Below are 12,696 nucleotides of genomic sequence, written 5' to 3'. Positions count from 1 at the left end.
GATAGCGGCGCGGTATTGCGCCAGTCATACCGGCCTCTTCGCGGGCAAGCCCTGCTCCCACAGTGGTGTGGGAGCGAGGCTTGCCCGCGAAGAGGCCGTCAGCCATTACACCGCGGCGCGATCCAGCAGGTATTGCGTCAGCAACGGCACCGGACGCCCAGTGGCGCCTTTGTCCTTGCCGCCGCTGACCCATGCCGTGCCGGCGATGTCCATGTGCGCCCAGTTGTACTGCTTGGCGAAACGCGACAGGAAGCACCCGGCGGTGATGGTGCCGCCTTTCGGCCCGCCGATGTTGGCAATGTCGGCGAACGGGCTGTCGAGCTGCTCCTGGTATTCGTCGAACAGCGGCAGTTGCCAGGCGCGGTCGTCGGCAGCCTTGCCAGCGGTCAGCAGTTGGCCGACCAGTTCGTCGTTGTTGCCCATCAGGCCCGAGGTGTGGGCACCCAGAGCAACCACGCAGGCGCCGGTCAGGGTGGCGATATCGATCACGGCCTGGGGCTTGAAGCGCTCGGCATAGGTGAGGGTGTCGCACAGCACCAGACGACCTTCGGCATCGGTGTTGAGGATTTCGACGGTCTGCCCGCTCATGGTTTCGACGATGTCGCCAGGGCGCGTGGCGCCGCCGCTCGGCATGTTCTCGGCGCAGGCCATCAGGCACACCAGGTTGATCGGCAGGTTCAGCTCGAGCACGGCGCGCAGGGTGCCGAACACGCTGGCGGCGCCGCACATGTCGTATTTCATTTCATCCATGCCGGCGGCGGGCTTGATGCTGATGCCACCGGTGTCGAAGGTGATGCCCTTGCCGACCAGCACGTACGGCTGGTCGGATTTTTTCCCGCCCTGGTAGCTGAGCTCGATCAGGCGCGGTGGCTGGTCGCTGCCCTGAGCCACGGCCAGGAAGGCGCCCATGCCCAGTTCCTTGAGTTTTTTCTCGTCGTGGATGACCACCTTGAGGTTTTTGTGCGACTTGCTCAGGCTCTTCGCCGCTTCGGCCAGGAAGCTCGGATGGCACAGGTTGGGCGGCAGGTTGCCCAGGTCCTTGGTGAAGCTCATGCCGGTGGCGATTGCCTTGGCGTGGGTCACGGCACGCTCGACTTCCGCCAGGCTGGCCTTGGTGGTCAGCAGGGTGATCTTCTGCAGCGCGCGAGGCTCGGCCTTCTGGCTCTTGAAACGATCGAATACATATTCGCCGTCCAGCAGGGTCTCGCTCAGCAGGCGCGCCTTGCCGTAGGCATCGCGGCCTTTGACCGTCAGTTCGTCAAGGGCCAGCACGGCGTCACCGCCGCCCAGGCCCTTGAGCACACCCAGGATGCTGCTGGCGATTTTGCGAAACGGACGGTCGCCGAGTTCGTCCTTGCCCACGCCGACCAGCAGGATGCGCTCGGCCTTTACGCCAGTCGGGGCATGCAACACCAGAGTCTGGCCGCTTTTGCCGACCAGGTCGCCACGCTTGAGCACCGCGCTCAGGGCCCCATTGGTGAGGGTGTCGATTTTTTGCGCGACGGTGCCCAGGGCGCCGCCTTCGCTGACCGGCACGACCAGGGTGGCGGTCTTGAGGGTGTCGGCGTTGACGCTTTTTACAACCAGTTCCATATTTCGAATCCCTAATTGGTCTGTCGAGTGTGGCGCCGGGTCTGGGCCCTGCGGCGGCCGTGGGTGCGCTGCGCGTGCGCATGTCGCGGCAAAGAGCGCAGTTTGACCCTAGGCAACGGATGCTGACAACCCTCTATATGAGGTGCGAGCCCCGTTGCTTCAAGTGTCGGCCCCGTCAGCGACGCAGATAGCCAGGCGATGAAATTTGCTCGCCAGCGAGCGCGCGAAGTGACACGGAAGGGCAATCACAGGATAATGCGCCGACTTTTTCGTTGGCGTGCCCCGGCATGCCGGCCACCGCTGTCTTGAGTGCTGCGTTCAATTGTTCGGCTGCCTGAGCCTGACAACCCTGGAGTGTCTGGTTTGATCGTCTTCCGTTATCTATCCCGCGAGGTCATGGTGACCATGAGCGCCGTCAGTGCGGTGCTGCTGGTCATCATCATGAGCGGTCGCTTCATCAAGTACCTGGCCCAAGCGGCGCAGGGCATCATCGATCCGGGCGTGCTGTTCCAGATCATGGGCTATCGCTTGCCCGGCTTCCTGCAGTTGATCCTGCCTCTGGGCCTGTTCCTCGGCATCCTGCTGGCGTATGGGCGCCTCTACCTCGAAAGCGAAATGACCGTGCTCGCCGCCACCGGCATGAGCCAGCAACGCTTGCTGGCCATGACCATGGGCCCGGCCACCGTGTTGTTCGTCATCGTTGCCTGGCTGAGCCTCAGCCTGGCGCCGCAAGGCGTGGCGCAGTGGATGAAGGTGGTCGACCAGCAGGATTCCATGACCGAGTTCGACACCCTGGTACCTGGCCGCTTCCAGATGCTGCGCGACGGCTCGCGGGTGACCTATACCGAGCGGATGTCAGACGACCGCGTCAATCTCAGCGGCGTGTTCATCTCCGAACGCCATGAGGTGCAGCCTGGCAAAAAGGACCCAGGCATCGCCGTGCTGGTGGCCGAGAAGGGGCATCAGGAAACGCGTCCCGACGGCAGCCGCTACCTGATTCTGAACAACGGCTACCGCTACGACGGCAAGCCGGGCGAGCCCGACTACCGGGCCATCAAGTACGACACCTATGGCGTGCTGCTGCCCAAGCCGGATCTTGTCGAAGACCTCTCCGAGCGTGAGTCGATTCCCACCTCGCAACTGTTGGCCAGCACCAATGACCCGCGCTCCCGTGCCGAGCTGCAATGGCGCCTGTCGTTGCCGTTGCTGGTCTTCATCGTGACCCTGATGGCGGTGCCACTGTCGCGAGTCAACCCGCGCCAGGGTCGCTTCCTCAAGCTGCTGCCGGCGATTCTTCTGTACATGGCCTACCTGACCATCCTGATCGCCGCCCGCGGCGCCCTTGAAAAAGGCCGCCTGCCGGCCGCGCTGGGGCTGTGGTGGGTGCACGCGATCTTCCTCGCCATCGGTGCCGGGCTGATGCTCTGGGAACCCATGAAACTGCGCCGCGCCAGCCAGAAAGCCGTACGGGGTGTGGCACGATGAAAAAACTCGACCGCTACATCGGCAAGAGCGTCCTGTTCGCCATTCTGGCGGTGCTGGGCATCATTCTCGGCCTGGCCTCGCTGTTTGCGCTGATCGATGAAATCAAGGACGTCGACGAGTCCTACACCTTGGTCAATGCCCTGAGCTATGTAGGCCTGACCGCGCCGCGCCGCCTTTACGACATGCTGCCCATGGCCGCGCTGATCGGCTGCCTGATCGGCCTCGGCAGCCTGGCCAGCAGCAGCGAGCTGACCATCATGCGCGCCGCTGGCGTGTCCATCGGCCGTATCGTCTGGGCGGTGATGAAACCCATGCTGCTGCTCATGGTGATGGGCGTGCTGATCGGCGAGTACGTGGCGCCGGTTACCGAGAGCCAGGCGCAGGCCAACCGCGCGCTGGAGCAGGGCGGCGACCAAGCGCAAACCGGCAAGTACGGTCTGTGGCACCGCGAGGGTGAGGAGTACATCCACATCAACGCCGTGCAGCCCAACGGTGTGCTGTACGGAGTGACCCGTTATCACATCGATCCGGAACGGCACATGCAGACGGCCAGCTTTGCGCGCAAGGCGCAGTACGCCAGGGATCACTGGGTGCTGAGCGAGGTCACCACCACCCATTTCATGGGTGATCACACCGAGATCAAGACCGCTCCCGAAGAGCGCTGGGACGTGTCGCTGACCCCGCAACTGTTGGCGACTGTGATCCTCACGCCTGATTCGCTGTCGATCACCGGCATGTGGCGCTACATCCACTACCTTGCCGATCAAGGCCTGAACAACGGCCAGTACTGGCTGGCATTCTGGACCAAGGTCACCCAGCCGCTGGTGACGGCCGCGCTGGTGTTGATGGCGATTTCCTTCATCTTCGGGCCGCTGCGCTCGGTGACTCTGGGCCAGCGGGTATTTACCGGTGTGCTGGTCGGGTTCACCTTCCGTATCGTGCAGGACCTGCTCGGGCCATCGAGCCTGGTGTTTGGCTTCCCGCCGCTGCTGGCGGTGCTGATACCGGCGAGCATCTGTGCGTTCGCTGGTTTGTGGCTGCTGCGCCGAGCCGGGTAATGCCGCTGTAGCGAGGGGGCTTGCCGCCGATAGGTGTGTCAGGTGCGCCTGTGTATCTGACAGGATTTTCGGGGGCAAGCCCCCTCGCTATAGGTTAGCGTCTGGCGGGCAGGCGCACGATCTGCGACCTCGAGCAGATGTCATGCCAGCTGCGCTGTTGCCGGTCGATCCGCACCCAGATAAAGCCCAGCCCCAGGCATAACCCCGAAGCCATCGCCACCATGAAGCGCAACAGCGCCTGCCACAGGTTGATGGCGCTGCCGTCGGCGTTCTGCACCCTGATCCCCCACACTTGCATGCCCAGCGTCTGCCCGGCACGGGTCCAGAACGTGGCGAAGAACCCGAACAGCACCAACACCAGCAGCGTCGACAGCAGCGGGTCGCCATCCAGTGCGCCGCTGTCCGACAGTTGCCGCAAGCGCGCCTCGCCGATCAAGGCCATGGCGGCCAGTTTGTACAGCAGGGTAGTTAGCATCAGCAGCGCGATGCACAGCAGCAGGTCGTAGGCCATGGCGGCGAGGCGGCGGCTGAGTCCGGCGGCGGGGTAGGGGCCGGGAGGAGTGAGCAAAGGAGTCACGTTCGACATCGTCACAGGCTTGAAAGGACAGGCACTTTAGCCCAGTGTGCAAGCCGCTCGCCACCCGAAACGCAGACATGAAAAAGCCCTCGCCGGTTGCCGGCGAGGGCTTTTTGTCACGCGCGAATCAGGCTTCGGCTTGGACTTCGTCCGCCTGCATGCCTTTTTGGCCCTGCACTGCAACGAAGGTCACTTTCTGGCCTTCTTTCAGGCTCTTGAAGCCGTTACCCTGGATTGCGCGGAAATGTACGAACAGATCCGGACCGCTCTCTGGAGTGATAAAACCAAAACCCTTTTCGTCGTTAAACCACTTGACGGTACCGCTCTGACGAGTCGACATAGCTTTATTTCCCTTGAAACAGAATTAGTGACAGCTTCTTCCAAATGAAAGAGTACTGGGCTGGTTGCAGGAAAGTTTAGCGCCGTCGAACAGGGGTTGTAGCAATGCTCAGAGCTACTGCCCAGGCCACGTACTATAGCGACCCATGCAAACACAGTCGCTAGACTCTACGACAACTCCTGTGACAAAAACAAGCCTGCGAAGCCTTGCTTTTAGCGCTTTTCAGCAGCTTTTTCTGCGGGGCTAATCACTTGCTGCCATTAGCCGCTGTTCGGTCATTTTCGATTCCGTACAGAGAGTTTCGATATCGAATCGAGACTGTTCGTCTAAGCCCTTGTAAGTGCATATAAAAGTTTTTCGCGTGGTCTGGCGCAATGCGTCAGCAGAGGGGCGCGAACGTTGCAATCACGCTGCCCCGATACATTTAGCCGCGGTAATAACGTTGAACTACAAAGGGCATCTTGCTGACTTTCACCGCGACCCGTTTGCCACGCACCATGGCCCACAACTCGCTGTCCAGAGCACTGCAGGCGCTGTCTACATACGCCATGGCCACTGGTGCGCCCAGGGTCGGGCCGAAGCCGCCACTGCATACACTGCCCACGACCTTGCCTTCGGCGTCCACCACCTCGGCACCTTCGCGCACGGGAGTACGTTCCTGCGGCAGCAGGCCGACGCGCTTGCGGGCGATGCCGTCGCGCTGCTGCGCGAAGATCACCTCGGCCCCAGGGAAACCGCCTGCCCGGACACCGTCGCTGCGGCGGGCCTTGGAGATGGCCCACAGCAGGCTGGCCTCGATCGGTGTGGTGTCGGTGTTCATGTCGTGGCCGTAAAGGCACAGGCCGGCCTCCAGGCGCAGCGAGTCTCGGGCGCCCAGGCCGATGGCGGCGACCTCAGGCTCGGCCAGCAGGCGCCGGGCCAGGGCTTCGGCGTGTTCGGCCGGTACGGAGATTTCGAAGCCATCTTCACCGGTGTAGCCCGAGCGGCTGACGTAGCAGGCGATGCCATCCACGTCGACGGCAGCGAACTGCATGAAGGTCATGCTCGCCACGCCGGGCGCCAGACGTGCCAGCACGGTAACGGCGGCCGGGCCTTGCAGGGCCAGCAAGGCGCGCTGTTCGAACATCGGCTCGACGCTGCATTGATCGCCCAGATGTTCGCGCAGGTGGGCCAGGTCCTGATCCTTGCAGGCGGCGTTGACCACCAGGAACAGTTGGTCGTCACCCAGATTGGCGACCATCAGGTCGTCGAGAATGCCGCCCTGGGGGTTGGTGAACATCGCATAACGCTGCATGCCCACGGGCAGGTCGATGATATCCACCGGCACCAGCGCCTCGAGGGCCTTGGCGGCGTTGGCGCCGGTGAGGCGAATCTGGCCCATGTGCGAGACGTCGAACAAGCCCGCCTGTTCGCGGCTGTGGAGGTGTTCCTTCATCACGCCCAACGGGTACTGCACGGGCATGTCATAGCCGGCGAACGGCACCATGCGCGCGCCCAGTTCGAGGTGCAGGGCGTGCAGGGGAGTGTGTTGCAAGGTTTCGGTGGACATCGCAGTGTTCCTTGGAATTGGGCGGGGCGGGCCGGGGCGGGCCGGGCTGAGCGCTATCGGGGGCAAGCCCCCTCGCTACAAGGGGGGATGCTGTAGCGAGTGGGCTTGCCCCCGATGGCTTCACTCAGGCTTCCTGATACGCCTCGATCGACGGGCAGGCGCAGACCAGATTGCGATCGCCGAAGACGTTGTCGACACGGCCCACTGGCGGCCAGTACTTGCTCTGCACCAGCGAGCGCAGCGGATAGACCGCCTGTTCGCGGCTGTAGGGATGGGGCCACTCGCCGACGATTTCCTCGGCGGTGTGCGGCGCGTTCTTCAGCGGGTTGTCCTCGCTGTCGAGGCTGCCGTTTTCCACAGCGCGGATCTCTTCGCGGATGCAGATCATGGCGTCGCAGAAGCGATCCAGCTCGGCGCGGGATTCGCTTTCGGTCGGCTCGATCATCAAGGTGCCGGCCACCGGGAACGACATGGTCGGCGCATGGAAGCCAAAGTCGATCAAGCGCTTGGCGACGTCATCGACACTGATGCCGCTGCTGTCCTTCAACGGGCGCAGATCAAGGATGCACTCGTGCGCCACCAGACCGTTGCTGCCGCTGTAGAGCACGGGGTAGTGGGTTTCCAGGCGGCGGGCGATGTAGTTGGCGTTGAGGATCGCCAACTGCGAAGCGCGCTGGAGGCCGGCGCCGCCCATCATGCGGATGTACATCCAGGTGATCGGCAGGATGCTGGCGCTGCCGAACGGCGCTGCGCAGACCGCGCCTTCCTTGCGCGCCATGGCCGCGTGGCCGGGCAGGAACGGCGCCAGGTGCGATTTGACGCCGATCGGGCCGACGCCCGGGCCGCCACCGCCGTGGGGGATGCAGAAGGTCTTGTGCAGGTTGAGGTGCGAGACGTCGCCGCCGAACTTGCCGGGCGCGCACAGGCCGACCATGGCGTTCATGTTGGCGCCGTCGATGTACACCTGGCCGCCGTTGTCATGAACGATGGCGCAGATTTCACGGATGCCTTCTTCGAATACGCCGTGGGTCGACGGGTAGGTGATCATCAGCGCGGCGAGTTGGTCGCGGTGTTGCACGGCCTTGGCGCGCAGGTCCTCGATGTCGACGTTACCGCGGGCGTCACAGGCCGTGACCACCACGCGCATGCCGGCCATGTGGGCGGTCGCGGGATTGGTGCCATGGGCCGATGATGGGATCAGGCACACGTCGCGGCGCTCCTCGCCACGGCTCTGGTGATAGGCACGAATGGCCAGCAGGCCGGCGTACTCGCCCTGGGAACCGGCGTTGGGCTGCAGCGATACCGCGTCGTAACCGGTGGCGGCGCAGAGCATGGCCTCCAGTTCGTCGGTCAGCATCTGATAACCCTGGCTCTGCTCGGCGGGAGCGAACGGATGCAGGCTGCCGAATTCCGGCCAGGTGATCGGGATCATCTCGCTGGCGGCGTTGAGTTTCATGGTGCACGAGCCCAGCGGAATCATGGTGCGATCCAGCGCCAGGTCCTTGTCGGCCAGGCGGCGCAGGTAACGCATCAGCTCGGTTTCGGAGTGATAGCGGTTGAACACTTCATGGCTGAGGATGGCTGACTGGCGCAGCAAGGCGGCTGGCAGGCGATCGCTGTAGCTTTGCGCCAGGGCGTCGAAATCGGGTTGTGCCTGGCCCTCTGCCGCGAACAGCTGCCACAGCGCCTGAACATCGGCCTGGGTGGTGGTTTCGTCCAGCGACAGGCCCAGGCGGGCTGCGTCGATGATCCGCAGGTTGATGCCGGCTGCGGTGGCCTTGGCATGCAACGGGCCAGTGGCATCGCCGGTGGCGAAGGTCAGGGTATCGAAGAAGTATTCCTGCTCGGCGTGCACGCCCAGCGCGCTCAGGCCCTGGGCCAGAATCGCGGTCAGGCCGTGGACGCGTCGGGCGATCTGCTGCAAGCCGGCCGGGCCGTGATACACGGCGTAGGTGCTGGCGATGTTGGCCAGCAAGACCTGGGCGGTGCAGATGTTGCTGGTGGCCTTCTCGCGGCGGATATGCTGCTCGCGGGTCTGCATGGCCAGGCGCAGGGCGGTCTTGCCGTGGCGGTCGATGGACACACCCACCAGGCGCCCGGGCATGTCGCGCTTGAACGCGTCGCGGGTGGCGAAATAGGCGGCGTGCGGGCCGCCGAAGCCCAGTGGCACGCCGAAACGCTGGGCACTGCCCAAGGCCACGTCGGCACCGAATTCGCCGGGTGGAGTGAGCAGGGTCAGGGCCAGCAGATCGGCCGCGACCGCGACCAGCGCGTTGGCATCGTGGAAGCGCTGGATCAGCGCGGCGTAGTCGTACACGTCGCCGTCTGTGGCGGGGTATTGCAGCAGGGCGCCGAAGTAGTCGCTCAGATCGCCGAGTTGCTGCTCGTCGGCCACCACCACTTCGATACCCAGGGGTTCAGCGCGGGTGCGCAGCACGTCCAGCGTTTGCGGATGGCAATGCTGCGAAGCGAAGAACGCGCCGCCTTGCTTGTTTTTGCTCAGGCGCTTGCAGAAGGTCATTGCTTCGGCGGCGGCAGTGGCTTCGTCGAGCAGGGAGGCGTTGGAGATCGGCAGGCCGCTGAGGTCGCTGATCAGGGTCTGGAAGTTCAGCAGCGCTTCGAGGCGGCCTTGGGAAATTTCCGGCTGGTACGGCGTGTAGGCGGTGTACCAGGCCGGGTTTTCCAGCAGGTTGCGCAAGATCGGCGCCGGCGTGTGGCAGTTGTAGTAGCCCTGGCCGATGTAGGTCTTGAACAACTGGTTGTGGCTGGCGATGGCCTTGATGGCGGCGAGGGCTTCGGCCTCGCTCTGGCCTTCGGACAATTCCAGTACGCTGGTGCCCTTGATCGATTCCGGGATCACGCTGGCGCTCAGGGCCTGCAGCGAATCGAAACCGAGGGTGGCGAGCATGGCCTGCTCGTCCTCGGCGCGCGGGCCGATATGACGGGCGATGAATTCGTTGGCGGTGTTCAGAGGCGTGCGCAGGGTCATGACGGATTCCTTAGCCTTGGGCGCTGATCAAGTTGTCATAGGCTAGCTGATCGAGCAGCGTATCGAGTTGACCGGCGTCGGCCGGTACGAAGCGGAAGAACCAGCCATCGCCCAGCGGTGCGTCATTGACCAGCTCAGGGGTGGCGTCCAGCGCGCTGTTGACTTCGACCACCTCGCCGTCCAGGGGCATGTTGATGCTGCTGGCGGCCTTGACCGATTCCACCACCGAGACTTCGGCATGCTGGTTGTAGCTGGCCAGGTCCGGCAGTTGCACGAAGACCACGTCGCCCAAGGCGTTCTGGGCGAAGGCAGTGATGCCGACGGTGACGCTGCCATCGGCTTCCAGACGCAGCCATTCGTGCTCAACGGTAAAACGCAACTCGCTCATTGAAACTCCTCAGGGCCAGCGCTTTAAGCTGGCCGATGCAAAGGTGGGCCCGGGCATGCTCGGGCCGATCTGAGAGCGTTGTTTGCAAGTTTGTTGCCAAGTGAACGGGAGTGTCGGAAACAGCAGCGTTGGAGGCGTTTTCGCCCGTTTCAAAGGAAATGTGGGTGGAACGAATTCGGTACAGTCTGAGACGTTTTACGGGCGCTTGCATAGGCAGCGCTATACCGGCCGCCCGCTGATGGAAGTGGAATGATTTCGCTACGACGTAACGATTCCACTACGATCCACGCCGTGAAATCACCGCCCCCATCGCGGGCAAGCCCTGCTCCCACACCCTCAAGCCCAGCGCGCCCTCTGTAGGAGCCGGGCTTGCCCGCGAAGAGGCCGGCCGCCGCACGAAAAATCCCCAGCCTCGCCACCCCCATCGCGGGCAAGCCTTGCTCCCACACCCTCAAGCCCAGCGCGCCCTCTGTAGGAGCCGGGCTTGCCCGCGAAGAGGCCGGCCGCCGCGCTAGAGATCCCGGGGAATACCGTACTTGCGCAGCCGATGCGCAATGGCCGTATGCGAAGTCTGCAACCGGCTCGCCAGTTGCCGCGTGGAAGGGTAGTTGACGTAAAGTTTTTCCAACAGGGCCTTCTCGAAGCCTTCCACCGCCTGCTCCAGGCTGTCGATCTCGATATCGCTCTGGCGCGCGACCGAGGTGCCGGCGATGTCCAGGTCGCCAATGTCCACCACCGTGCTTTCACAGATGGCCGCGGCGCGGAAGATCACGTTTTGCAACTGACGCACATTGCCCGGCCAGCGGTTGCCCAGCAGCGCCGGGTAGGTGCCCGGCGCCAGGCGACACAGCGGCCGCTGGATCTGGGTGCAGGCCTGCTGCATGAAGTACCGCGCCAGCATAAGGATGTCCTGGCCGCGCTCGCGCAGCGGCGGCACCTCCAGCGACAGCACGTTGAGGCGGTAGTAGAGGTCCTCGCGAAAGGTGCCTTCGGCGACCATCTTCTGCAAGTTGCGATGGGTGGCGCTGAGGATGCGCACATCGACCTTGACCTCGCGATCGCCGCCGACCCGGCGGAAGCTGCCATCGTTGAGAAAACGCAGGAGCTTGGCTTGCAGATAAGGTGACATCTCGCCGATTTCGTCGAGAAACACCGTGCCCTGATTGGCCAGTTCCATCAGCCCCGGTTTGCCACCCCGTTGAGCGCCGGTGAAGGCGCCGGGGGCATAGCCGAACAGCTCGCTCTCGGCCAGATTCTCCGGCAGCGCCGCGCAGTTGAGCGCCAGAAACGGCGCGTTGTGGCGCGCGCTGATGGCATGGCAGCCACGGGCGACCAGCTCCTTGCCGGTGCCGGTTTCGCCCTGGATCAGCAGGGGTGCATCCAGTGCCGCCACCCGCAAGGCGCGGGTCTTGAGGGTGCGGATGGGCGGGGACTCACCCAGCAGCGAGTCGAATCCCTCGGCATGATCATGGTGCAGCGCGGCCAGGCGCTCGCCCATGCGATTGGGCGGGTAAAGGGTCACCAGGGCACCCGCGTCGGTGATCGGCGTGGCATCGAGCAGCAGCGTCTGACCGTTGAGCAGCACTTCGCGCAATGGCAAACGAAAGCCTTGCTCGATCAGGGTCGCCAGCAGTTCATCGTCACCTAGCAGTTGGCCGAGAAATTCATCGCGCGGGTCGCGGCCGTAAAGGGCGATCAACGCCGGATTGGCCAGCAGGACACGGCCAACGCTGTCCAGCGCCAGTACCGGATCGGCCATCGCCGCCAGCAGCGCCTCGAGTTGCAGATGACGGCGCTGCCCCGGAAGGATGTCGACCACCGTCACCGCCTGCACGCCGCGCACGCTGAGCAGCGCGTGGTGCAACTCTTCGAGGACTTGCGGGCTCAGGGTCGGAGCGTCGATGTAGACGTTGGGTGGGACCATCTCCACGGCATCCAGATTGAGGTTGCGAGCCCCCAGCAACGCCAGTACTTCCTGGGTGATACCGACTCGGTCGATGAAACTGACGTGGATGCGCATGGGCTAGCAGAAATTCTGGACAGCAGGGACCGGCAGTATGCCTTGGTGGGGGAAAGAATGGAAAATACCCAGATTCGTCGCCGGTGGATGTGTTCGAGGACACGCTGGAACCTGCCGACCTTGAGATCGCCTTCGCCATCGAGGCGCTGACCAACGATCGCTTGCTCGACCAGGCCGGCGTGATCGATCGGGTGCAGCCGCAGGATCGTGTCAGCGGGCCGGGGTCGACGCCCTTGATGGCGGCCTTCACCCATATCGGTCGCGCCAGCCGTTATACCGACGGCAGCTACGGCGTTTACTACTGCGCGAACAGCCTGGACGCGGCGTTGGCCGAAACGCGTTTTCATCAGGAGGCGTTCTGGCGCGCGACCCAAGAGGCAAGCATCGAAGTGACGATGCGCACCTATGTCAATCAGGTACTCAAGCCCATGGTGGATGTGCGCCATCGCGCGGACTTCCACGAGGCGGAATACCCCGCCCCGCAGGCATTCGCCCGTGAACAGCGTAGCGAGGGCGCTTGGGGCCTGCTCTACCGCAGCGTTCGGTCGCCTGGGCATGAGTGCGTGGCGGCATTACGACCGCCTGCGTTATCCATCCCCACCCAAGGCCCGCACTTTCGCTATTGCTGGGACGGCAAGACGCAGCGATTCAGCCATGTGCTGGAAGTGCGGTCGGTCGATCGGTCTTTCTAGCGAGC

Annotated in this window: 10 protein-coding genes; 3 read left to right on the top strand and 7 right to left on the bottom strand. The window is 63.8% G+C overall.

Annotation, left to right across the window (positions count from 1 at the left end; genetic code table 11):
* Positions 1–105: 105 nt before the first annotated feature.
* Positions 106–1,593 carry a leucyl aminopeptidase gene (locus AC3WJP_RS13785; RefSeq protein WP_493722675.1) on the bottom strand — a complete coding sequence of 496 codons (1,488 nt, stop codon included), beginning with the start codon at positions 1,591–1,593 and terminating at the stop codon, positions 106–108.
* A 363-nt stretch (positions 1,594–1,956) separates the two neighbouring features.
* Here AC3WJP_RS13785 and lptF point away from each other — a divergent pair, with 363 nt between their 5' ends.
* Together lptF and lptG are read left to right on the top strand one after the other, a co-directional pair.
* Entirely contained in the window at positions 1,957–3,078 is a 1,122-nt protein-coding gene (gene lptF / locus AC3WJP_RS13780; protein WP_493722676.1) for an LPS export ABC transporter permease LptF, read from the top strand.
* Positions 3,075–4,136 carry an LPS export ABC transporter permease LptG gene (lptG, locus tag AC3WJP_RS13775; RefSeq protein WP_493722677.1) on the top strand — a complete coding sequence of 354 codons (1,062 nt, stop codon included), beginning with the start codon at positions 3,075–3,077 and terminating at the stop codon, positions 4,134–4,136. The genes lptF and lptG overlap by 4 nt, the downstream gene beginning before the upstream one ends.
* A gap of 94 nt (positions 4,137–4,230) precedes the next feature.
* Here the strand turns inward: lptG and AC3WJP_RS13770 are convergent, their stop codons facing one another.
* The 6 genes from AC3WJP_RS13770 to gcsR form a co-directional block, all read right to left on the bottom strand.
* The gene (locus AC3WJP_RS13770) at positions 4,231–4,713 is read right to left on the bottom strand and encodes an RDD family protein (protein WP_493722678.1); all 483 of its coding nucleotides are present in this window, start codon (positions 4,711–4,713) and stop codon (positions 4,231–4,233) included.
* Between the two features lie 127 nt (positions 4,714–4,840).
* Positions 4,841–5,053, bottom strand: a complete 213-nt coding sequence (locus AC3WJP_RS13765; protein ID WP_003227496.1) for a cold-shock protein — start codon at positions 5,051–5,053, stop codon at positions 4,841–4,843.
* Between the two features lie 424 nt (positions 5,054–5,477).
* Entirely contained in the window at positions 5,478–6,602 is a 1,125-nt protein-coding gene (gcvT, locus tag AC3WJP_RS13760) for a glycine cleavage system aminomethyltransferase GcvT (protein ID WP_493722679.1), read from the bottom strand.
* 124 nt (positions 6,603–6,726) lie between these two features.
* A complete protein-coding gene (gene gcvP, locus AC3WJP_RS13755; RefSeq protein ID WP_493722680.1) occupies positions 6,727–9,591 on the bottom strand; it encodes an aminomethyl-transferring glycine dehydrogenase in 2,865 nt (954 codons plus the stop codon).
* Positions 9,592–9,601: 10 nt separating this feature from the next.
* Positions 9,602–9,979 carry a glycine cleavage system protein GcvH gene (gene gcvH, locus AC3WJP_RS13750; protein WP_493722681.1) on the bottom strand — a complete coding sequence of 126 codons (378 nt, stop codon included), beginning with the start codon at positions 9,977–9,979 and terminating at the stop codon, positions 9,602–9,604.
* A 511-nt stretch (positions 9,980–10,490) separates the two neighbouring features.
* On the bottom strand, positions 10,491–11,999 hold the full coding sequence (gene gcsR / locus AC3WJP_RS13745; RefSeq protein WP_493722682.1) for a transcriptional regulator GcsR: 1,509 nt from the start codon (positions 11,997–11,999) through the stop codon (positions 10,491–10,493).
* 83 nt (positions 12,000–12,082) lie between these two features.
* Between gcsR and AC3WJP_RS13740 the strand changes: the two genes are divergently transcribed.
* Complete coding sequence (locus tag AC3WJP_RS13740; RefSeq protein ID WP_493722683.1) at positions 12,083–12,691, top strand: RES family NAD+ phosphorylase; 609 nt, start codon at positions 12,083–12,085, stop codon at positions 12,689–12,691.
* Positions 12,692–12,696 lie beyond the last annotated feature (5 nt).

The organism is Pseudomonas sp. GW821-FHT01A09 (genome assembly GCF_058986725.1).
This window is presented reverse-complemented; position numbering and strand designations above follow the sequence as displayed.

Excerpts from the sequence above, each read along its gene's own strand:
- AC3WJP_RS13785 (WP_493722675.1), bottom strand. The coding sequence starts at position 1,593 with ATGGAACTGGTTGTAAAAAGCGTCAACGCCGACACCCTCAAGACCGCC.
- lptG (WP_493722677.1), top strand. The coding sequence starts at position 3,075 with ATGAAAAAACTCGACCGCTACATCGGCAAGAGCGTCCTGTTCGCCATT.
- AC3WJP_RS13765 (WP_003227496.1), bottom strand. The coding sequence starts at position 5,053 with ATGTCGACTCGTCAGAGCGGTACCGTCAAGTGGTTTAACGACGAAAAG.
- gcvT (WP_493722679.1), bottom strand. The coding sequence starts at position 6,602 with ATGTCCACCGAAACCTTGCAACACACTCCCCTGCACGCCCTGCACCTC.
- gcvP (WP_493722680.1), bottom strand. The coding sequence starts at position 9,591 with ATGACCCTGCGCACGCCTCTGAACACCGCCAACGAATTCATCGCCCGT.
- gcvH (WP_493722681.1), bottom strand. The coding sequence starts at position 9,979 with ATGAGCGAGTTGCGTTTTACCGTTGAGCACGAATGGCTGCGTCTGGAA.
- gcsR (WP_493722682.1), bottom strand. The coding sequence starts at position 11,999 with ATGCGCATCCACGTCAGTTTCATCGACCGAGTCGGTATCACCCAGGAA.